The sequence below is a fragment of the Solimonas flava DSM 18980 genome, assembly GCF_000426685.1.
GTDB lineage: Bacteria > Pseudomonadota > Gammaproteobacteria > Nevskiales > Nevskiaceae > Solimonas > Solimonas flava.
Genome location: NZ_AUFV01000009.1, coordinates 1 through 21021 on the forward strand (window position 1 = coordinate 1; position 21021 = coordinate 21021).

Annotated in this window: 23 protein-coding genes; 15 read left to right on the plus strand and 8 right to left on the minus strand. The window is 70.2% G+C overall.

Annotated features, from left to right (window positions below):
- Nucleotides 1–251: 251 nt before the first annotated feature.
- The 3 genes from K343_RS0110490 to K343_RS0110500 form a co-directional block, all read right to left on the minus strand.
- Nucleotides 252–1538: an acetyl-CoA C-acyltransferase gene (locus tag K343_RS0110490; protein WP_028008038.1), complete on the minus strand. Its 1287-nt coding sequence runs from the start codon at nt 1536–1538 to the stop codon at nt 252–254.
- A 39-nt stretch (nt 1539–1577) separates the two neighbouring features.
- The gene (locus K343_RS21680; protein ID WP_051278178.1) at nt 1578–2102 is read right to left on the minus strand and encodes a hypothetical protein; all 525 of its coding nucleotides are present in this window, start codon (nt 2100–2102) and stop codon (nt 1578–1580) included.
- A gap of 75 nt (nt 2103–2177) precedes the next feature.
- Nucleotides 2178–2999 (minus strand): alpha/beta fold hydrolase, encoded by an 822-nt coding sequence (locus tag K343_RS0110500; RefSeq protein ID WP_028008039.1) that lies wholly within the window; start codon nt 2997–2999, stop codon nt 2178–2180.
- Nucleotides 3000–3266: 267 nt separating this feature from the next.
- Between K343_RS0110500 and K343_RS24460 the strand changes: the two genes are divergently transcribed.
- The 5 genes from K343_RS24460 to K343_RS0110525 all read left to right on the plus strand — a co-directional run bounded on the left by K343_RS24460 (nt 3267) and on the right by K343_RS0110525 (nt 9100).
- Entirely contained in the window at nt 3267–3995 is a 729-nt protein-coding gene (locus K343_RS24460; protein WP_154662516.1) for a coiled-coil domain-containing protein, read from the plus strand.
- A 4-nt stretch (nt 3996–3999) separates the two neighbouring features.
- Nucleotides 4000–4461: a YaiI/YqxD family protein gene (locus K343_RS0110510; protein WP_028008041.1), complete on the plus strand. Its 462-nt coding sequence runs from the start codon at nt 4000–4002 to the stop codon at nt 4459–4461.
- Between the two features lie 65 nt (nt 4462–4526).
- Nucleotides 4527–5723, plus strand: a complete 1197-nt coding sequence (gene nhaA, locus K343_RS0110515) for a Na+/H+ antiporter NhaA (RefSeq protein WP_028008042.1) — start codon at nt 4527–4529, stop codon at nt 5721–5723.
- A gap of 147 nt (nt 5724–5870) precedes the next feature.
- Nucleotides 5871–7607, plus strand: coding sequence for a hybrid sensor histidine kinase/response regulator (locus K343_RS21685; RefSeq protein ID WP_051278180.1), 1737 nt, complete (start codon nt 5871–5873; stop codon nt 7605–7607).
- Between the two features lie 143 nt (nt 7608–7750).
- Nucleotides 7751–9100 (plus strand): hypothetical protein, encoded by a 1350-nt coding sequence (locus K343_RS0110525; protein WP_028008043.1) that lies wholly within the window; start codon nt 7751–7753, stop codon nt 9098–9100.
- A gap of 13 nt (nt 9101–9113) precedes the next feature.
- On the opposite strand, the gene K343_RS0110530 is transcribed toward K343_RS0110525, so the two are convergent.
- Nucleotides 9114–9821, minus strand: coding sequence for a uracil-DNA glycosylase family protein (locus tag K343_RS0110530; protein ID WP_051278248.1), 708 nt, complete (start codon nt 9819–9821; stop codon nt 9114–9116).
- Between K343_RS0110530 and K343_RS25400 the strand changes: the two genes are divergently transcribed.
- From K343_RS25400 to K343_RS0110565, 7 genes are all read left to right on the plus strand, one after another.
- Nucleotides 9820–10074 carry a hypothetical protein gene (locus K343_RS25400; RefSeq protein ID WP_154662517.1) on the plus strand — a complete coding sequence of 85 codons (255 nt, stop codon included), beginning with the start codon at nt 9820–9822 and terminating at the stop codon, nt 10072–10074. The genes K343_RS0110530 and K343_RS25400 overlap by 2 nt on opposite strands.
- Before the next feature lie 227 nt (nt 10075–10301).
- Nucleotides 10302–10910 carry a DUF2946 family protein gene (locus tag K343_RS0110540; RefSeq protein ID WP_028008045.1) on the plus strand — a complete coding sequence of 203 codons (609 nt, stop codon included), beginning with the start codon at nt 10302–10304 and terminating at the stop codon, nt 10908–10910.
- A gap of 280 nt (nt 10911–11190) precedes the next feature.
- Nucleotides 11191–11964, plus strand: a complete 774-nt coding sequence (locus K343_RS0110545) for an SDR family oxidoreductase (protein WP_028008046.1) — start codon at nt 11191–11193, stop codon at nt 11962–11964.
- Between the two features lie 43 nt (nt 11965–12007).
- The gene (locus K343_RS0110550; protein WP_028008047.1) at nt 12008–13384 is read left to right on the plus strand and encodes an aldehyde dehydrogenase family protein; all 1377 of its coding nucleotides are present in this window, start codon (nt 12008–12010) and stop codon (nt 13382–13384) included.
- Nucleotides 13385–13429: 45 nt separating this feature from the next.
- The gene (locus tag K343_RS0110555) at nt 13430–13696 is read left to right on the plus strand and encodes a hypothetical protein (RefSeq protein WP_028008048.1); all 267 of its coding nucleotides are present in this window, start codon (nt 13430–13432) and stop codon (nt 13694–13696) included.
- Between the two features lie 10 nt (nt 13697–13706).
- Entirely contained in the window at nt 13707–14903 is a 1197-nt protein-coding gene (locus K343_RS21690) for a low temperature requirement protein A (protein ID WP_043112533.1), read from the plus strand.
- 3 nt (nt 14904–14906) lie between these two features.
- Nucleotides 14907–15812, plus strand: a complete 906-nt coding sequence (locus K343_RS0110565) for a LysR family transcriptional regulator (protein ID WP_028008049.1) — start codon at nt 14907–14909, stop codon at nt 15810–15812.
- A gap of 12 nt (nt 15813–15824) precedes the next feature.
- Here the strand turns inward: K343_RS0110565 and K343_RS0110570 are convergent, their stop codons facing one another.
- Complete coding sequence (locus K343_RS0110570) at nt 15825–16808, minus strand: zinc-dependent alcohol dehydrogenase family protein (RefSeq protein ID WP_028008050.1); 984 nt, start codon at nt 16806–16808, stop codon at nt 15825–15827.
- 174 nt (nt 16809–16982) lie between these two features.
- Here K343_RS0110570 and K343_RS0110575 point away from each other — a divergent pair, with 174 nt between their 5' ends.
- Together K343_RS0110575 and K343_RS0110580 are read left to right on the plus strand one after the other, a co-directional pair.
- Nucleotides 16983–17873, plus strand: a complete 891-nt coding sequence (locus tag K343_RS0110575) for a LysR family transcriptional regulator (protein ID WP_245585174.1) — start codon at nt 16983–16985, stop codon at nt 17871–17873.
- A 71-nt stretch (nt 17874–17944) separates the two neighbouring features.
- Nucleotides 17945–18178, plus strand: a complete 234-nt coding sequence (locus K343_RS0110580) for a hypothetical protein (protein ID WP_154662518.1) — start codon at nt 17945–17947, stop codon at nt 18176–18178.
- Between the two features lie 103 nt (nt 18179–18281).
- Here the strand turns inward: K343_RS0110580 and K343_RS0110585 are convergent, their stop codons facing one another.
- Nucleotides 18282–18488 carry a hypothetical protein gene (locus tag K343_RS0110585; protein WP_028008053.1) on the minus strand — a complete coding sequence of 69 codons (207 nt, stop codon included), beginning with the start codon at nt 18486–18488 and terminating at the stop codon, nt 18282–18284.
- Between the two features lie 138 nt (nt 18489–18626).
- The gene (locus K343_RS0110590; protein ID WP_028008054.1) at nt 18627–19502 is read right to left on the minus strand and encodes a pirin family protein; all 876 of its coding nucleotides are present in this window, start codon (nt 19500–19502) and stop codon (nt 18627–18629) included.
- 118 nt (nt 19503–19620) lie between these two features.
- Here K343_RS0110590 and K343_RS0110595 point away from each other — a divergent pair, with 118 nt between their 5' ends.
- Nucleotides 19621–20526 (plus strand): LysR family transcriptional regulator, encoded by a 906-nt coding sequence (locus K343_RS0110595; protein ID WP_028008055.1) that lies wholly within the window; start codon nt 19621–19623, stop codon nt 20524–20526.
- 15 nt (nt 20527–20541) lie between these two features.
- Here the strand turns inward: K343_RS0110595 and K343_RS0110600 are convergent, their stop codons facing one another.
- Entirely contained in the window at nt 20542–20979 is a 438-nt protein-coding gene (locus K343_RS0110600; RefSeq protein WP_051278182.1) for a hypothetical protein, read from the minus strand.
- Between the last annotated feature and the right edge of the window lie 42 nt (nt 20980–21021).

A 21021-nucleotide genomic window follows, 5' to 3' on the forward strand; every position in this document is an offset into this window, starting at 1 on the left:
GACCGGGATGTGGCGGCAGAGCTCAAGGAGCTGCGCAAGGTGAAAAAGGCCTATGAGCAACTCAAGGTTGAGCATGACCTTTTAAAAAAAGCGATCGCATTCACTTCCGAACGAAGAGCGAAATCTTCGCCTACATCCAAAGCCGTCACGGGGAACACCCGGTGAGGCAGATGTGTCGGGTCTTCGGGGTCAGTGCGAGTGCGTAATCTTCCCCGTCAAGGCGACAGTTCAAAACCAGAGTTTCTGGCGGCTCAGCCCACGCTCTCAATCAACGCCACGCTGCCCTGACCCCCATCCGCGCAGATGCTGACGATAGCGCGTGTACCGGCTGGCATCGCGGCCAGTTCTTTCACGGACTGGCTGAGGATGCGAGCGCCGGTGGCGCCGAAGGGGTGGCCGAGGGCGACACTGCCGCCGTTGGGGTTGACGCGGTCGCGCGGGAAGGCGCCGAAGTCGAAGTTCACGCCGGCTTTGTCGCGCAGGAAGGCTTTGTCTTCAAGCGCTTTGATGTGGAACAACACCTGCGCCGAGAACGCTTCGTGGATTTCCCAGAGGCCGATGTCCTCGTACTGCAGGCCGTGCCGCGCGAGCAGGCGCGGGATCGCGAACGCGGGTGCCATCAGCAGGCCTTCGACGCGGAAATCGACGGCGGCGATTTCCCAGTCGACGAGCTTCACGCGCGGCGTGCCGGCGGGCAGCTTCGCCATGCCGGCCGGCGTGCCGACCCAGATCGCGGCGGCGCCGTCGGTCAGCGGTGAGGAATTGCCGGCGCTGAGCGTGCCCTGGCCGCTCTTGCGGTCGAAGGCGGGCGGCAGCTTGGCGAGTTTTTCGAGCGAAGTGTCGCCGCGCGGAATGCCGTCGCGCGTGACGTCGCCGACCGGGATGACCAGATCGTCGAAGAAGCCGCGTTCCCAGGCGGCGACCGCGTTCTGGTGGCTGGCGAGCGCCGATGCGTCCTGCTCGCGGCGCGGAATCTGCCACTGCTTGGCGGTGATCTCGGTGTGCTCGCCCATCGACAGGCCGGTCGTGCGATTGGTGACGGCCGGGATGTAGAGCTTGACGTCGCCGAGCTTCAAATCGCGGATCGCCGCGAACTTGTCGCTCATCGACTTGGCTTTCTGGAACTTGCGCAGCCAGTCGCTGAGCGTCTGCGTGAGGCCGACCTGCACGCGGCTCATGCTTTCGACGCCGCCGACCAGCGCGAGCTGGCGGCTGGAATCGTTGAGCATGCCGGCGGCCTCGAAGGCGCCGATCATGCTCGTCGAGCAGGCCATGATGGTCGAGAACGCGGTGATCGTCGGCGGCGCGCCGGCTTCCATCAGCACCTCGCGCGCGAGGTTGCTCCACGTCAGGTTCGGTACGACGCTGCCCCAGACGGCGAAGTCCGGCGTCGCGCCCCTGGCCAGCATGGCCTGCACGACCGGCACCGAGAGGCCGATGGCGTCGTGTTTCGCCAGCGCGCCGTCGACCTTGGCGAACGGTGTGCGCACGCCGGCGGCGATGAAGACCTCGGGGCGGGTGAGGGAATCGCTGGCCATGACGCGGTCCTTTTGGCTGAGACGGCAGGGAGTTCGAGTTTAGACCGGACGCGGCGCGACGCGGCTGGCGAGCGTGCCGTCGAGCCCGGCGATGCGGCGCAGGCCGCGCACCGTGGTATAGCCGATGGCGACGAAGATCAGCAGCAGCCCGAGCTGGGCGATGCCGAAGGCCGGCGCGTTCGGTGTCGGCGCCAGCGCCGTGAGCGGGGGAATCTTGGCGAAGGCCTGCGCGACGGCGACGAAGGCGTCGAGCCAGACGCTGACGGTCAGGCCGATGCCGTAGACCGCGCGCCAGCGGCCGGCGAGATGGCGTGCGTAACGCGCGACGATCGTCAGCGCGAGCACCAGCAGCGCGACCGCGCCGACGATGTGCGAGGGCAGGATTTTCTCGAACGGAAACAGGTAGCCGGTGGCGCTGGTCAGCACGGCGAGCACGATGAAGACGCTTTCGGCGGTCGGCATCGCGCGCGCCTTCGACAGCGCGTAGAGGATGGTGAAGCCGAGCAGCAGCGCGATCAGGCTGAGCGCGGTGTGGAAGACGGTCAGGGCATCGAGATACGGCATGGCGAAGTCTCCGGTTGAGGGCGCAAAACCGGCACGGCGGCGCCGCTGCGAACGGCGCCGCCGTGCTTCCGGCGATCAGGCCTTGATGAAGGCCAGCAGATCGGCGTTGAACTGGTCCTGCTCGGTCTGCGCGAGGCCGTGCGGGGCGCCCTTGTAGACCTTGAGCGTGGCGTTCTTGACGATCTTCGCCGACAGCAGGCCGGCGTTGCCGATCGGCACGATCTGGTCGTCGTCGCCGTGCACGATGAGCGTCGGCACGTCGATCTTCTTCAGGTCCTCGGTGTAGTCCACTTCCGAGAACTGCTTGATGCAGTCGTACTGGCCCTTGATGCCGCCGGCCATGCCCTGCGCCCAGAAGGCCTCGCGGATACCTTCGGAGATCTTCGCGCCCGGGCGGTTGTAGCCGTAGAACGGAATCGTCAGGTCCTTGTAGAACTGCGAGCGGTTGTCGGCGACGCCCTTGCGGATGCCGTCGAACACGTCGATCGGCAGGCCGCCCGGATACGCCGCGGTCTTGGCCATGATCGGCGGCACGGCGCCGACCAGCACGGCTTTGGCGACGCGCTTGGTGCCGTGGCGGCCGATGTAGTGGGCGACTTCGCCGCCGCCGGTCGAGTGGCCGACCATCACCGCGTTCTTGATGTCCAGCGTGTCGAGCAGCGTCGCCAGATCATCGGCGTAGGTATCCATGTCGTTGCCGTGGAAAGTCTGCTCCGAGCGGCCGTGGCTGCGGCGGTCGTGCGCGATCACGCGGTAGCCCTGCTGCGCGAAGAACAGCATCTGGCCGTCCCAGGCATCGGCGCTCAGCGGCCAGCCGTGCGAGAACACGATCGGCTGACCCTTGCCCCAGTCCTTGCAGAAAATCTTGGTGCCGTCCTTCGTCGTTACCGTGGTCATCTTGCTTGCTCCAGTCGAGTGGTGTGAGGCGGTTTTCGCGTCGGCCAGCGCTGGCAGGCCGGCGGCGGCCGCGACGAGCCCGGCGGTGCCGAGCACGAAATGGCGGCGCGAGATCGTCGCGTCGTCGGATGGGGTCTGCGTCATGGTTGCGGCTCCCTGCGGCGGTGTGGCGGTGGCGTCGGGGCCGGCCGGACGCACGTGCGATCGGCACGGCGGCGCGGCTTGCATGGCCCGCGCACTGTGTATCGGTGCGGGCCGGAGCCTGTCGTGGACGTGCGTGCTGTCGTGCTCGTGACGGTGGTGTCAGCGGCATGCGGCGGACGGGCCCGCCCGGAGTCGCCCGGACTGGCCGATAATGGCGGCCCTTGTCGCGCCGGCCGTGCGCGGCTGCACGTTCGCGGCCGGTGCCCATCCTGGACGCGCGGCCCGCGGCGCATCCGCGCAGCGCATACGCCATGGAGGCATCGAGCCATGCAGGCATTCAAGCGAGCACGAACATTCCACGGCGGGGCGATGGCGGGCGCACTCATGGTGTCGGCTCTGCTGGCGCTGCCTGCCGCCGCCAGCGACGAACAACCGCTGAGCATTGCCGCGCTGCAGGCCTGTGCCGCGCAGGTGCAGCAACTGCGCGCCGATGCGCCGGCGCTGAGCCGGCAGATCGCCGAGTTCGAAACGCGCCGCGCGGCGTTGAACGAACGCTCGGCGGCGTTGCGGCGCCAAGCGAACGTGCAGGATCGCGACGATCTGCGCGCGCAGCTCGATCTGCAGCAGCGGCGGCGCGAGCACAACGCGACGCTGGTCGCGTTCAACGACGAGGTCGCGGCCCAGCGCCAGGCGATCGTCGCGCTGGACCGCCTCAAGCAGGATTACGCGCGCGATTGCGCGGCGCGCAGCTATCGGCGCGAGGATTTCGCGGCGCTGCCGCCGACGGCGCAGGCGGCGATGCGCGCCGGCCTCGACGACATCGTCGTGCCGTCGCTGGAGACGGGGCCCTGAGCCGGTGAAGATCTGGGTCGACGCCGACGCCTGTCCGCGCGTCATCAAGGACATTCTGTTTCGCGCCGCGCAGCGACGCACACTCGAACTGGTCCTGGTCGCCAACGCGCCGCTGGCCGTGCCGCGTTTCCCGTACATCCGCAGCGTCGTGGTGCCGAAAGGCTTCGACGTTGCCGACCGCGCGATCGCCGGCTGGGCGCAGGCCGGCGATCTGGTCATCACCGCCGACATTCCACTGGCCGCCGCAGTCGTCGAAAAGGGCGTCGCGGCGCTCAATCCGCGCGGCCTGCTCTACGGTGCCGACAACATCCGCCAGCAGTTGTCGATGCGCAATTTCATGGACGAGCTGCGCGGCGCCGGCGTCGAGACCGGCGGCCCTGCGGCTTTTCACGCGCGCGACCAGCAGGCCTTCGCGAACCAGCTCGAGAAGCTGCTACAGCGCGTGCCGAAACGCGCGGTCAGCTGAATGTCACGCCCGGCGCGGAGCGCTTCCCTACACTGCGCGGACATTCCCGTTCCGATCCGAGCCCGATGCAAAACGTGACGACCCGTCGACACCCGCTGGCGCCGCTGCGCGACTTCCTGCGCCAGGAATCCGCGGCCGGCATCGTGCTGATGGTCTCGGCGGCGCTGGCGCTGCTGGTCGCCAACTCGCCGCTGGCGGCGACCTACTTCGAGCTGCAGCACCGCTACGTCGGCGGGCTCAGCGTGCTGCACTGGATCAACGACGGCCTGATGGCGCTGTTCTTCGTGCTGGTCGGGCTCGAGATCAAGCGCGAGATGCTCGAAGGCCAGCTCGCGAGCTGGCGGCAGCGCATCCTGCCCGGCGTCGCCGCGCTCGGCGGCATGATCGTGCCGGCGCTGATCTACGCGGCCTTCGCGCGCGGCGACGCGACGGCGATGAGCGGCTGGGCGATCCCGATGGCGACCGACATCGCTTTCGCGCTCGGCGTGCTGACGCTGCTCGGCTCGCGCGTGCCGCCGTCGCTGAAGGTCTTCCTCGTCGCGCTGGCCATCATCGACGATCTCGGCGCGGTGATCGTCATCGCCCTGTTCTATACCGCGCAGCTGCATCTCGATGCGCTGGCCGCCGCCGCCGCGGTGCTCGCGGTGCTGGTGGCGATGAACCGCTTCGGTGTGAAGCGTCTGGCGCTGTATCTGCCGCTCGGCGCGCTGCTGTGGTTCTTCGTGCTGCGCTCGGGCGTGCATGCGACGCTGGCCGGCGTGATGCTGGCGCTGACGATCCCGCTGCGCAGCGGCGACGCCGAGGGCGAGTCGCCGCTGCATCGCCTCGAACACGGCCTGCATCCGTGGAGCGCGTTTCTCGTGATCCCGCTGTTCGGCTTCGCCAACGCCGGCCTGTCGTTCGCCGGCATGAGCCCCGCTTCGCTGCTGTCGGCGGTGCCGCTCGGCATCGCCGCCGGCCTGTTCATCGGCAAGCAGCTCGGCGTGTTCGGCTTCGCCTGGCTGGCGGTAAAGAGCGGCCAGGCGCAGCTGCCGGCGCGGGCGAGCTGGCTGCAGCTGTACGGCGTCGCGCTGCTGTGCGGTATCGGTTTCACGATGAGCCTGTTCATCGGCGGTCTGGCATTTGCGGCGAGCCCGGCGCTGATGGACGGTACCAAGCTCGGCGTGCTCGGCGGCTCGTTGCTGTCGGCGCTGGCCGGCGTCGTGCTGTTGCGGCTGGCCGTCCGTCCGGCGCCGCCTGACCGCAACGTGACGGAGCCGTGACGGCGGCCTCGTTGTAGACAAGATCGCGCATTGAGCGTATCCCCGAGTCGGCGTACTGTGCGGATTCGGCTGGCGATGGCGCGCGAGCCTTCCCCGATCCGACATGGGCGCTTCGCTGCACCGATCAGGAGCCGCACGGGGTCTGGAATGGCGCTAGAACCGATCCAGCAGCAAAGGCGTGACGCGCATGCCAAGGCGATGGAGCGTCTGGTCGTCGTGGTGCAGGAGCTGTCGTACGCGCGTAGCCTTGCGGCGATCCAGGAAATCGTGCGGCGCGCGGCGCGCGAGCTGACGCAGGCCGACGGCGCCGCTTTCGTGCTGCGCGACGGCGAGTTCTGCCACTACGCTGACGAGGACGCGATCGGGCCGCTGTGGAAAGGCCTGCGCTTCCCGATGCAGAGCTGCATCAGCGGCTGGGCGATGCTGAATCGCCGCGCGGTGGTCATCGAGGATGTCTATCTCGATCCGCGCATCCCGCACGATGTCTATCGCCGTACCTTCGTGAAGAGCCTGGCGATGGTGCCGATCCGCGGCGGCGCGCCGCTCGGCGCGATCGGCATCTACTGGGCGCAGCGGCATCGCGCCGACGACGAAGCCGTCCGTCTGCTGCAGGCGCTGGCCGACGCCACCGCGCTGGCGATGGAGAACGTCGAGATGCGCACCCAGCTCGAGCGCCGCGTGCTCGAACGCACGGCCGAGGCCGTCGCCGCGCGCGAGATCGCCGAGCGCGCCGACGCGCTGAAGACCCGGCTGCTGTCGGCGGCCAATCACGACCTGCGCCAGCCGCTGCAATCGGTGAAGACCTATCTGGCGCTGCTGGCGCCGGATCTGGCGTCGCCGGAGAAGCGCGAGTTGTGCGCCCGCGCGCAGCGCTCGATCGAGGCCATGGACGAGTTGCTCGACACGCTGCTCGACCTGCAGCGCATCCAGGGTGGCCAGCTGCGCGCCGCGCTGCGCGACTTCGCGCTCGCGGAGCTGCTCGAGCGCATCGTCGTCGAGAACCGCCCGCGCGCCGAGGCCAAGGGGCTGCGCCTCGATCTGCGCATGGCGCCCTGCGTCGCGCACAGCGATCCGGCGCTGCTGCGCCGCGTGTTCGAGAACCTGGTCGGCAACGCCATCCGCTACACCGCCGCCGGGCATGTGCTGATCGAGGCCGAGGCGACCGCGCAGGCGGTGCGCGTCGCCGTCAGCGATACCGGCATCGGCATCCCCGACGAGGCGCTGGAGCGCATCTTCGAGGCCTACTATCAGGCCGAGCATCCGGCGCATGTGCGCAGCGGCGGCCTCGGTCTCGGCCTGTCGATCGTGCAGCATCTCGCCGGCGTGCTGGGCCTGCGCGTCGAGGTGCGCTCGACGCCGGGCATCGGCTCGACGTTCGCCGTCGAGCTGCCGCTCGGCGCGCCGCTGGTGGCAGCGCCGCGGCTGTCGGTGCTCGCGGCGGGGGCGGCGTTGCGCCGCGCGCCGCGCGCCGAAGGCCCGCTCGTGCTGCTCGTCGAGGACGATGCGGCGATCGCCGACGCGACGCGTCTGCTGATGCGCAGCGCCGGCTTCGGCGTGTGCGTCGTGTCGGGCTTCGCGGCGGCGCTGCAGCAGCTGGACGAAGGTTTACAGCCGGCGGTCGTCGTCACCGACTTCCGGTTGCCCGGCAGCAACGGCATCGAGGTGATCGGGCGGGTGCGCGAGAAGCTCGGACGCGAACTGCCGGCCGTGCTGTTCACCGGCGACATGTCGGGGCAGGCGGCGCGAATGGCGACGCAGGCCGGCTGCGCGCTGCTGCACAAGCCCTCGGATGCCGAGCGCCTGCTCACGGTGATCGAGGCGCTGACGTCGGCGCCGCTCCCTGCCGAACCGCCCGCGTCGCCGGCGCCGTCGCTGGCGATCTAGCCGGGGCGCTTCTGGTCCGGCGGGGCTGCGGGCGAGCCGCGCGGCGCGGCGCGTTCTCCTGTATCCGGATGATCCCGCCCGCGGCGCCCGCCGCTAAGGTCGGCCGCAGCCGGACGGCCCCGGCAAGGGGGAGGGCAGACGACATGGACCTTTCACGCCGAGGCGCCCCGCGTCGCCTGGCGACGGCGATCGCAGCCGCACTGCTGGCGGCCTGCAGCGCCAGCGCCGACCGCAGTGCCGCCGGCAACCCGCTGGCGACCGAAGCGCAGCGGACGCTCGATGCGCGGCTCGCCGCGCTCCATGCGCGCGACGACTTCGCCGTGGAACGCGCCCTGTTGCGCGCGCAGTTCGTCGCCGGCCACGGCCTGCCGCTGTCGGCCGAAGCGCTGGCCCGGCTCGACGCGGCGATCGACGAACTCGTCGGCGGCGCGCTCGCCGAGGCGCTGAACGGCAACGCGGCGCGGCCGCGCGTGCATTGGCTGGCGGCGGCGCCGCACCGCTGGTTCGGCATCGACGTGCCCGGCACACGCTGGGCCTACGACAACCCGGACAACGCCTACCGCACGATCCCGATCGCGCCGGACGGCCGCTACCTCGTGCGCGGCCGGCGCCACGGCGACGGCCCGGCCGACATGAGCTTTTCGCTGATCGACGACACCGTCACGCAGGGCACCGTCGCCTATCTCGACGGCAAGGCGCTGGCGACCGACGGCGACGGCCGCTACGCGCTGACGATCGACGGCGATCCCGCCGGCGAACGTGCGGCGCATCTGCGCAGCGATGCCGGCACGGTGCAGCTGTTCGTGCGCAGCAACCTCGGCGACTGGGCGCAGGAGGAGCACGACACGCTCGAGGTCGAGCGGCTCGATCTGGCACCGGAGCAGGCCGCGGAACTCGACGACGCGACGATCGTCGCCAGTGCCTCGCGCTTTCTGCTCAAGAGCGGGCCGGTCTACGGCCTGGCGCTGCTCGGTCTCAAGACCATGGCGGCGCCGCTCAACACGCTGCCGGCGCCGAGCCGCACGCAGACGCCGGGCGCACTGATCACGCAGGCCAACAGCTTCGGCCATTTCCGGCTCGGCGACGATGAGGCGCTGCTGATCTCGTTCGACCCCGGCGGCGCCGGTTACTGGGTCGTGCCGGTCACCGATCCGTGGATGCTCAGCGTCGATCCGGGCCGATACTCGTCCAGTCTCAACAGCCGGCAGGCGTTGGCGGACGCCGACGGTCGCTACACCTTCGTCGTCGCCGTGCGCGATCCGGGCGTCCACAACTGGCTCGATACCGCCGGTCTGCACGAGGGCACGATGATGCTGCGCTGGCAGCGCCTGCCGGCGGGCGGCGGCCATCCGGCCGTCGCGGCGCGGCTCGTGAAGCTGCAGGATCTGGCCGCGGCGCTGCCGCCCGGCACGCGCCGGATCGATGCCGACGAGCGTCGCCGCCTGCTTGCCGCCCGCCAGGCCGCCTACGCGCGGCGCTTCCGCGAGGACTGAGCCGGCCGGCGCCTCAGCGCGTGCCGCGATCGAGCGCGTCGAGCCGCGCGCGCAGCAGCGCCGGGAAGCGGCGGTACCAGGTCGCGTTGAGCGGCGAGGGATGCGGCAGCGGGTGCAGGCGGATTTCGCGTTCGCGGCCGGACGCGCCGCGCACCGCGACGGCGTACGACTGCTCGTAGCGGTCCTCGCGCGCCCAGAACGCTTCGAGCGCCGCCGTCAGCGCCTTGTCGCGGTTGAGCGCGAACCAGAAGAAGGCCTCGCGGCCGAGCACGATCAGGTCGTCGCCGCGCCAGATGTCGACGAGAACCTCGGCCATCAAGGGCTGGAAGCGCTTCTTGATGCTCGTCGACCAGGCCTTGTTGCCGAGCGGCTTGTACGGCACGGTGTTGGCCCAGAAGTAATCGCGGCCGATCGTGCGCGAGGCTTCGAAGTCGGGCAGCGGCGCGCCGTGGCGGTGCTCGTACAGCGCGCGGCGCACGAGCTGGCCGCCGGCGCCGATGAAGGGTTCCAGATGCTGGACTTCGTCGCGGCCGGGATCGCGGCCGAAGAAGCCGAGCGCCGCGTGCGGATCGCCATGCGCGACGATCGGTTCGAGCGGATCGCGCCCGAAGCGCGCATAGACCTCGACGTCGATGCCGGGGGTCGTCGCGGCGAGTTCGCGGAAGGTCTGGCGCTGTGCGTCGCCGAGCAGCGGCGCGGAAGAAAGAGTCGGATCGGGCATGCGCACCATGATGCCCGAAGCGCGGCGCGCCGGACGCGATGCCGTTCGCGTTTCGCCGGCGCCCGGTCGTTCAGAACCGGGGTTGATGCGCCGCGCTGTTCATCATCAGATCGTCGGGCGCGAAGCTCTGCGTGTGCTTGGCAGGGCCGCGGACCCAGGTGCAGCGGACGCGCCCGTCCGCCTTGTTGACGCCGGCAACCTTCATGCGAACGCTGCCGGCGCGCAAGACGACGATGTCGCCAACTTTGAATGAGGGATTCACGGCCTGCTCCGATTCTGCTGCGGCACGGGCCGCAGGCCACGGTGCGCGCTTCGCGACGCAAATGCAATCGCGGCCGGCGCGCGCGAACGGCGACGCGGCATCGTGCGCGTGCGGCGAGGGACGCCGCAGGGCGGAAGCGGTCGAGTCCGGCCCGGCGCTTCGGCATGGCGCGCCGGCCGGCCTACACTGCGCGCTTGGCAACGGAACATCCGCATCGCATGGAAGACTGGGTACACCGCGCGCTGCAACGCTGGCCGAACGTGCCGGCGCTGTTCGGCTGGCTGGCGCTCGACCGCCGCGGCCGCTGGCTGATCCGCGGCGAGCCGATCACGCGGCCGCAGATCATCGACACCATCGACCGCAACTACGGCGTCGACGCGTACGGGCGCTGGTATTTCCAGAACGGTCCGCAGCGCGGCTACATGAAGCTCGAAGCCGCGCCGTTCGTGTTGCGCGTGGCGGCCGACGGCGCCGCGCTGCGCACGCATACCGGCTTGCCGGTGACGGCGCCGACGCAGGCTTTCCTCGACGAGGAGGGCTCGCTGCTGCTCGTCACCGAGCACGGCCCGGCGCTGCTCGCCGATCACGATCTCGACTGGGCACTGACGCGGCTGCGCGCCGGCGGCGCGCCGGTCGGCGAGGCGGCGCTCGCTGCCGCGCTCGCCACGCCGTCCGGCCAGCCGAGCGATCTCGAACTGGCGATCGGCGATCGGGCGCTGCGCGTGCGTCGGCTTGATCGCGCGCAGTGGCCGGCGGCGCTCGGCTACGTGCTCGATCCGCAACCGCGCGACGGCGAGCGCGCGACGCGCGGTGATACGCCGGCTTGAGCGCCGCGGCGGGGCGCAAGCTCGTCTGCCTCTGCCTCTGCCTCTGCCTCTGCCTCTGCCTCTGCCTCCCGTCACGTCTTGCGTCGGGGCTGTCCCACCGCAGCGGCCGGCCGTTCTTTTGTCCGTGCCCGGCCTGTAACGACGATGCCCGGGGCAATGCCGCGCGCGGCTGCGGCGGCGATTGGACCAGTTTCGGGGATAGTGCATTCGCGCCGACTGCGCCAATCGAGCGGATATCGCTGCCTAGAATCGGGTTTCTTCCCATTTGTGGAGCCGTTTCGTGGCAGACCATTCCATCCAGGGCAAAGTCGTGCTGATCGCCGGCGGCGCCAAGAATCTCGGCGGTCTCATCGCGCGCGATCTCGCCGCGCATGGCGCCAAGGCCGTGGTGATTCACTACAACAGCGACGCCACGCGGGCTGATGCCGAGGCGACCGTTGCTGCGGTCAAGGCCGCGGGTGCCGAGGCACTGGCGCTGCAGGCCAACCTGACGACGGCCGCTGCCGTCGGCAAGCTGTTCGCCGACGCCGTCGATGCGTTCGGGCGCCCGGACATCGCGATCAACACGGTCGGCAAGGTGCTGAAGAAACCGATCGTCGAGATCAGCGAGGCCGAGTACGACGAGATGTCGGCGGTCAACGCCAAGACGGCGTTCTTCTTTCTCAAGGAAGCCGGCCGTCACGTCAACGACGACGGCAAGATCTGCACGCTGGTGACCTCGCTGCTCGGCGCCTATACGCCGTTCTATGCGGCCTACGAGGGCACCAAGGCGCCGGTCGAACACTTCACGCGCGCCGCGTCGAAGGAGTTCGGCGTGCGCGGCATTTCCGTCACGGCGGTCGGTCCGGGGCCGATGGACACGCCGTTCTTCTATCCGGCCGAAGGCGTGGAGGCAGTCGCCTACCACAAGACGGCAGCGGCGCTGTCGCCGTTCTCGAAGACCGGCCTGACCGACATCGAGGACGTCGTGCCGTTCATCCGCTTCCTCGTTTCCGAAGGCTGGTGGATCACCGGCCAGACAGTGCTGATCAACGGCGGCTACACGACCAAGTAGTCGTCCGCACGGACGGCCGCCGCACCAGCCAGGCCGGGACGCCATGGAAAACCGCTACCAGCCAGTTTTCGACCGACAGCAGGCCCGCTTCCGCACGGACGCGACCAAGTCGCTGGAATGGCGTCTCGATCAGCTCGGGCGCATGGAGCGCATGCTGCTCGACCATCAGGCCGAGTTCTGTCAGGCGCTTTACGACGACTTCCGCAAGCCGCCGTTCGAACAGGCCTTCGAGATCACCGTGCCGAGCGGCGTGATCCGCTACTACCGCGAGCATCTGCCCGAGCTGATGGCGCCGCAGGCGGTGCCGCTGCCCCGGGGGCTGGAAGCGACCGGCAACCGGGGCGTGATCCTCAAGGAACCGTACGGCGTGACGCTGGTGATCGGGCCGTTCAACGCGCCGATCCTGCTGTTGCTCGATCCCGCGATCGCCGCGCTCGCGGCCGGCAATCCGGTGATCCTCAAGCCGGCCAACACGACGCCGGCGACGGCGGCGCTGTTCGCGCGCTACGTGCCGCAGTACTTCGCGGCGGAGGACGTCGCTGTCGTCACCGGCGGCCGCGACGAGATCGCCGAGCTGCTGCGCCTGCCGTTCGACTTCATCTTCTTCACCGGCAGCTCGACGGTCGGCAAGATCGTGGCGCGTGCCGCGGCCGAGCATCTGACGCCGGTGATTCTCGAACTCGGCGGACAGAATCCGACGATCGTCGACGAGACGGCGAATCTGGATATCGCCGCCGAGCGCATCGCCTGGGGCCACAACGCGATTTCCGGGCAGTGGTGCGTCGCGCCCGGCTATGTCTGCGTGCACGAGCGCGTCGCCGAGTCGTTCATCTCCAGGCTCAAGGCCGCGATCGTGCGCATGTATGGCGACGATCCCCGGCAGAGCCCCGATTTCGCGCGCATGATCAGCGCGCGCGACGCCGAGCGCGTTGCCTCGTACATCGTTGCGGAGAAGATCGTGCACGGCGGGCGCAGCGACGTGGCGGCGCGCTACGTCGAGCCGACGCTGCTCTATCCATCCGCCTGGGACGACCCGGCGATGCAGCAGGAAGTGTTCGGGCCGGTACTGCCGATCCTGCCGTATCGCGATCTCGACGGGCTCGTCGATGCGATCAAGCGCCGGCCCAGACCGCTCGCCGCCTACATCTTCAGCCGCCATCAGCCGAACATCGATCGTGTGCTCGGCTCTCTCTCGTTCGGCGGCGGCTGCGTGAACCAGACCAATCTGCATTGCTGGATCGACAGCCTGCCGTTCGGCGGCGTTGGTTATAGTGGCATGGGCAAGTACTACGGCAAGGCCGGCTTCGACGCGCTCAGCAATGCCAAGGCGATGCTGATCGGCCATCCGGACCAGCCGCTCGATGTCTTTCCGCCCTACGCGGACAAGGACATCACCGCGATGCTGGGCGTTTTTTCGTGAGCGCGGCCGCCGCGACGCGGGCGGGGAACAGGAAGGGGGAATGACATGCATGTGCTGCTGGTGATCGTCGGAGGCTGCGCCCTGCTCGGCGTGTTCCTGCTGTTCGGCCATCTGTGGGGCGCCGACGACGGCTGGCCCGCGAAGGCGGCGCTGGCGTTCGTGCCGGTCTGGCTGGCGGTCGCCGTCGCCAACCTGTGGGTCGGCGTGCAGCACGCCGGCTATGGCTTGCGCGAGGAGCTGCCGATCCTGCTGCTGGTTTTCGCCGTGCCCGCCGCGCTGGCGGCCGGCGTGCTGTGGTGGCTGCGCGCCTGAGCGGCGTCGCATGAGCGACGCTTCCGCTCCGCATCCGCTGCTGCGGCCGCGCGACGGCCATCATGCGCGCGTCACGTACGAGGAACTGTTCTTCGACCTCGTCTATGTCTTCGCCGTCACCCAGCTCAGCCATGCCTTGCAGCATCACCTCGGCGCCGTCGGTTTCGCCGAGACGCTGATTCTCTGGTTCGCGGTCTGGCTCGGCTGGCAGTACAGCTGCTGGGTCACCAACTGGTTCAATCCGGAAGCGCCGGCGCTGCGCGCGCTGCTGTTCGCGACGATGCTGCTCGCGCTGTTGATGGCGGCGAGCCTGCCCGAGGCCTTCGGCGATCGCGGCTTGTGGTTCGCACTCGCCTACGTGGCGATGCAGGTCGGCCGCACGGCATTCATCGTCCTGCGTCTGCCGGCCGCGCATCCGTTGGCGCCGAACTACCGGCGCATGCTCGGCTGGCTGCTGATCTCGGCCGTGTTCTGGATTGCCGGCGCCTGCGTCGACCACGGCGCGCGCATGGCGCTGTGGCTGCTGGCGGTGGCCTGCGAATACGTCTCGCCGATGTTCGGTTTCGCGCTGCCGGGGCTGGGCCGCTCGCGCACGCGGGACTGGACGATCGAGGGCGGCCATCTGGCCGAGCGCTGCCAGCTGTTCGTGATCGTCGCGCTCGGTGAAACCCTGCTCGCGAATGGCCCGGTGCTCGGCGGCCTGGAGCACTGGGACGCCGGCGTGCTGCTCGCGGTGCTGGTGATCTTCGCCGGCACCGTCGCGATGTGGTGGCTGTACTTCGGCACCTCGAGCCGCGACGCGACCGCGGCGATCACCGCCGCCGACGATCCCGGCCGCATCGGCGCGCTGTTCCACTATCTGCATGCGATCCTCGTCGCCGGCATCATCGTCGCCGCGGTCGGCAGCAGTTTCGTGCTGGCCGCGCCGCGGGCGACGGCAACGCTCGCGCAACTCGCGGCGCTTGGCGGCGGGCCGGCGCTCTACCTGCTCGGCGGCGCGCTCTACAAGCGCGTTGTCTACGGGGTGCTGCCACTCTCGCACGTCGTGGGCGCGGTCGGGCTACTCGCGGCGCTGGCGCTGCTGCGCGCCGGTCCGCTACTGCTGCTCGGCGCCGTCAGCGCCGTCGTGATGTTCGGTGTCGCCGGCTGGGAGGCCTACGCTTGCCGCACACGCGCCGCCGTGCCGGCCGTGCGCCACGGGGTCTAACACGTGGACGTTCTGGGCCAGTATCGCGTCTTCGTGCAGATCGCCGAGATGGGCAGTTTCATCAAGGCAGCGCATGCGCTGGAGCTGTCGCGGACTTCGGTGTCGTCGGCGATCCAGCAGCTCGAAAGCGAGGTCGGCGTGCGCCTGTTCCATCGCACGACGCGCGCCGTGCGCCTGACCGCCGACGGCCAGCTGCTGCTGGAGCGCGTGCGCCGTCTGCTCGCCGACGCGGAGGACCTCACGCATCTGTTCCAGTCGCCGCAGCGTCAGGTCGCCGGCCGTCTGATCGTCGATGCCCCGAGCCGCATCGCGCGGCGCTGGATCGCGCCGGCGCTGCCGGGCCTGCTGCTGCGCCATCCGCGCCTGCAACTGGTGCTGCGCTCGACCGACCGCAAGATCGATCTCGTGCAGGAAGGCGTCGACTGCGCGATCCGCGTCGGCGCCCTCAGCGACAGCAGTCTGGTGCTGCGTCCGCTGGGCCGCGTGTCGCTGGTCAATTGTGCGAGCGCTGCGTATCTGCGCGAGTTCGGCGAGCCGCGGCACGTCGACCAATTGCGCGACGGGCACTGGTGCGTCGGTTACGCCTCACCGGTCACCGGCCGCATGCAGGCCTGGGAAGCGCTGACCGCGGACGGCGAGCGCGAGTTCGATGTGCCGAGCCGCGTGATCGTCGACAACGCCGAGAGCTACATCGCCTGCTGCCGCGCCGGGCTCGGTCTGATCCAGGTCCCGCGCTTCGACGTGCAGCACCTGCTCGAATCGGGTGATCTGATCGAGGTGCTGCCGCAGGCACGCGCTGCGCCGATGGAAGTGTCCGCGCTGTACCCGCATCGCAAGCAGCGCGCGCGCCGGCTGGTGACGTTCATCGACTGGCTCCAGGCGCTGCTCGCGCCCAGCCTGGAGGCCTGAAGGCGCGCGCCTTCAGGGCGCGACGTCGACGACGAGCTTGCCCTGTGCGCGGCCCTCGCGCAGCGCCGCGTAGGCCTCGTTGACGGTGTCCAGCGTGTAGCGCGGCGCGGCGACGGCCGGTGTCAGCTGTCCGGCTTCGACCCGCCGCGCCGCCGCATCGAGGATTTCGCCGTGATGCGCGCGGCCTTCGCCGCTCAGCAGCGGCAGCAGCGTGAACACGCCGGAGTAGGTCGCGGCGCGGAACGACAGCGGCGCCAGCGCGTGCGTACCCCAGCCGAGGCTGCTGACGACGTGGCCGAAGCGCTTCACCGTCGCGAAGCCCAGATCGAGCGAGGCGCCGCCGGCGGTGTCGTAGACGAGATCGTAGCCGTGCCCGTCGCCGGCCTGCGCCAGCGCCTCGGGCAGCGCGGCGCTGCGCGCATCGACGAAGCGCGCGCCGAGTGCTTCGATCCGTGCGCGCCGGGATTCGCCGGCAGTCGCCACGACTTCGGCGCCGAAGGCGCGCGCCAGCTGGATCGCGGCCTGGCCGACGCCGCCGCTGCCGCCCAGCACGAGCACGCGCTGTCCGGCGTGGACCCGGGCGCGATCGACGAGGCCTTCCCAGGCGGTGATGACGACCAGCGGCAGCGTCGCCGCATCGCGCAGGCTGAGGTTCGCCGGGGCGCGCGCCAGCAGGCGCGCATCGACCGCGGCGTATTCGGCGAGCGTGCCCTGCAGGCCGCCGACGCCGCCGGCCATGCCGTAGACGGGATCGCCGACGGCGAAGCGCGTGACGCCGGCGCCGAGCGCCGCGACGGTGCCGGCGAGGTCGATGCCGAGGATCGCCGGCAGAGGCTGGCGCGCATGCGCGGCGATCCCGGCGTGAATCTTGAGATCGAGCGGATTGAGGCCGCTGGCGGCGACGCGCACGAGCACCTGACCCGGGCCTGCGCTCGGGCGCGGCACGCTGCGCACGCGCAGCGGCGCATCGACGGCGTCGGCGACCGCCGCCCGCATCAGGGCGGCGTGCGCGGGCGGTGTCGGGCCGGGCTGTGTGCCGGCCGGCGGAATCGGGGTCGAGACGGGTTCCATGGCGGACTCCTGAGGCGTGCCCGTGCGGATTCGCCGGGCGTGCTGCGCAGGCTAGTCCAAACCGTTTGGTTCAAGAATCCATGAATCTGCATAGAATCCATGCAGATTTGCATGGGGGCGCGCATGGGGCCGGATCGTCTCGAGTGGAGCGATTTGCGGATCTTTCTGGCGATTGCGCGCGCCGGGACGCTCGGCGCCGCGGCTCGCCAGCTCGGCCAGACACAGCCGACGATGGGCCGCCGCCTGCGCGCCCTCGAACGCGCGCTCGGCAAGACGTTGTTCCAGCGCACCGCCGGCGGCTTCGTGCTGACGGACGACGGCAGCCTCGTGCTCGCACACGCCGAGCGCATCGAGGAGGAGGCGCTCGCGTTCCGCCGCAAGCTCGACGGACAGGCGCAGCAGCTCGACGGGCTGCTGCGGGTTTCGTCTTCGGAATGGTTCGGCGTGTACGTGCTGGCGCCGCTGCTCGCCGAGTTCGGGCGCCGCCATCCGCGCGTGGTCGTGGAGCTGTTGACCGATGCGCGGCTTTACAGCCTGGCGCGGCGCGAGGCCGATCTGGTATTCCGCATCAAGCCCTTCGATGAGCCGGAAGTCGTGTCGCGTCGCCTGCTGCACATTCCGTATGCGCTGTACGGCGCGCTCGGCAGTGCGGCGCCGCAGGCCGGCGACGGACGCGGCGCGCGCGTCGTGACGATGGACACGGCCTTCGCGGAAATGCCGGACGCGCAGTGGCTGCGCCGCGTGCTGCCGCAGGCGCAGGTGGCGTTCCGTAGCAACAACCGCGAAGTGCAGGCGCAGCTGTGCGTGCAGGGCGCCGGCTACGCGGTACTGCCGCGGCCGATCGGCGATGCGCTGTCCGGCCTTGTCGCGCACGAGCTCGGCGAGCCGCCGCCGGGGCGCAACACCTACGTCGGCTATCACCGCGACCTGCGCCGCGCGCCGCGTATTCGCGCACTGCTGGATCTGCTCGGCGAGCGTTTCGCCGCGTGAGGGGCGGCAGGCATTTGCCGCCTCCCGGCTTTGCGCGCAGACTCGTGGCTCGATCGCGCTTGGTGCCTTTCATGTCGTTCCCCGCAGGTTGCAGCGATCACGACTTCAACTTTCTGATGCGGCTCTTCAGGCAACAGAGTCCGCCGCCGCCGTTTGCAGAAGACGAAGCGCGTCTGGTTCGTGCCGGCTGGCTGTGCCGGAACCTGCTCGGCGAACTGGCCGTGACCGAGGAAGTCGAACGGCATTTCCGCGCGACCTGGCGTCCGATCGTTGCCGACTCGCGGCCGCGTCGCTCCGCGCACTGAGGCCGTGGCATCGTGTCGCCGTGGCCCGGCGGCGGATGCTCCGCGCGCGTGATCGTGGCTGAACCTGCGGCCGCCCTGCCGGCGGCGCGTGCGGCGACGCCGGTCAGCGAGCCGGCGTGAGTGGCTGCCAGCCGCGACCGGGCTGGCGCTCCCAGCGCATCGCGCAACCCAGACAGAGGAAGTGCTGGCCGCTGCCGACGCGTCGGGTCTTGATGTCGATGACCACGGCGCTTTCGACCAGGCCGGCGTGGCGCGCGACCCGGGCCCGGTCTGCGTTCAGCGCTTCGCAATCCGGGCACATGCGTTTCATCGGCCTTGCCTCCGTTCGAGCAAGGCAGCATACGCGCTTTGCCGGCGATGACGGCCGGCCCGTCGGCGGCGTGCGCCGCCGGGCGCTGCGCCACACGGCCAAAAAAAGCCCCGGCCGATGCGGGCCGGGGCCGGATGCTCAAGCGACGAGCGGGGCGATCCTTCCGAAGCGTCCGCTGTTGAAGTCGTCGATCGCTTCGGCGATCTGCGCCTCGGTGTTCATCACGAACGGGCCGTGGCCGCGGATCGGTTCGTCGAGCGGTTCGCCGCTGAGCAGCAGCACGGTCGCCTCGCCGTTGGCTTCGATCTGCACGTCGCTGCCGTCGCGGTCGAGCACGATCAGCTGGCCGCCGCGCGCGATCTCGCTGCCGTTGATCTCGACCGTGCCGTGCAGCACGACCAGCGCGAGCGTGCGGCCGTCGGCGACCGGCAGGCGCACGAGCGCGTCGCGGTTCAGGCGCAGATCCCAGACGTCGATCGCGCTGAAGGTGCGCGCCGGCCCGCGGCGTCCGTCGTATTCGCCGGCGATCACGCGCACGCGGCCCGCGTCGTCCGGCAGCGCGACGCTGGGGATGTCGCGCGCGAGCAGGGTCTGGTAGCCCGGCCGGGTCATCTTGTCCTTCGCCGGCAGGTTCACCCACAGCTGCACCATCTCCAGCGTGCCGCCGCGGCGCGAGAAGGCCTCGGAGTGGAACTCCTCGTGCAGGATGCCGGCGCCCGCCGTCATCCACTGCACGTCGCCGGGGCCGATCGTGCCGCCGGCGCCGGTCGAGTCGCGATGCTCGACTTCGCCCTCGTAGACGATCGTCACCGTTTCGAAGCCGCGGTGCGGATGTTCGCCGACGCCGCGCCGCTGTTCGCTCGGCGCGAACTGCGCCGGCCCGGCGTGGTCGAGCAGCAGGAACGGGCTCAGCTGTGCGCCGTGCGTGCGGTACGAGAACAGCGAGCGCACCGGAAAGCCGTCGCCGACCCAGTGCCGGGCGGGGCTGGCGTAGACGCCGAGTATGCTTTTCATGGTCCTTCTCCCATTCTGGGCGGCCGGGTTGGCCGCGATGGGAAGAATGTATGGGCGGGACGATGGTGCCGGTAGACGGCGTTTCGTATCCTCAGCGTTCCGAAATTGGAACGATCGCGTGCAAGACCTCAATGATCTCTACTACTACGCGCAGGTCGTCGAACACCGCGGCTTCGCGCCGGCCGCGCGCGCGCTCGGCCTGCCCAAGTCGACGCTGAGCCGGCGCATCGGCCTGCTCGAAGCGCGGCTCGGCGTGCGCCTGATCCAGCGTTCGACGCGGCGCTTCTCGGTGACCGAGCTGGGCCAGACCTACTACGCGCACTGCAAGGCGATGCTGGTCGAGGCCGATGCCGCGCAGGAGTCGATCGAGCTGACGCGTGCGGAACCGCGCGGCATCGTGCGCCTGGCCTGCCCGATCGCGCTGCTGCACGCGCACGTCGGCGCGATGCTCGCCGAGTTCATGACGCAGAACCCGCGCGTCGAGCTGCATCTGGAGGCGAGCAACCGCCGCGTCGACGTGGTCGGTGAGGGCGTCGACATCGCCCTGCGGGCGCGCCATCCGCCGCTCGAGGACAGCGATCTCGTCATCAAGACCTTCGGCTGGCGCAGCCAGTGCATCGTCGCCAGTCCGTCGCTGCTGGCGGCATGCGGGACGATCGCGCACCCGGCCGATCTCAACCAGGTGCCGAGCCTCGATCTCGGTCCGCCACGTCCCGACTACAGCTGGCGGCTCGAAGGCCCGGACGGCGCCCAGGCGACGATTCATCATCGACCGCGCATGGTGTCCGACGACATGATCGCGCTGCGCACCGCGGCGCTCGCCGGCGTCGGCGTCGTGCAGCTGCCGACGCTGATGGTGATCGACGCGATCCGCAACGGCACGCTGCTGCGCCCGCTGCCGGACTGGGCGCCGAAGCGGCACATCATCCACGCTGTCTACTCGTCGAAGCGCGGCATGCTGCCGGCGGTGCGCGCGCTGCTCGATCATCTCGGCGAGCGTTTCGCGCAGCTGGTCGAGGATTGAGCGCAGCGCCGGCCTTCAGCCGAACGGCAGCGGCGCGCGATCCGGTTCGAGCCAGGCGCGTCGCGCGGCGACGCTGAACAGACGCTCGTGCGTCCAGTGCGCGAGCAGCCAGTCCGGCCGGCCGTACGGCGAGGCGAGCAGCGCGTTCAGCGCTTCGTGCAGCGGCAGTGTCGCGTGCCTAGCCAGCCAGCTGCGCGCGGCGCGCAGCGAGGCGAGCGTGATGGTCTCGTGGTAGCCGCCGTGATCGCTGTTCGGCGTGCCGCAGGCGTCGTTGTAGGCGCGGATCAGCGCCGGCATCTCGCGCAGCGCGTCGCGCGCCGGATCGCGCAGCAGCGCGCAGGCGACGGCGAAATGCGCGGCGTGCGTCCACTCGGATTTGGGCAGGCTGCGGTCGACGAAGCGCGCGGCGAGCGCTGCGATCTCGGCATCGTCGCGGTAGCGGTGAGGGGGCATGGTGGGGACTCCTTCGGTGTGGGCCGGGCGGAGTCCGGAACG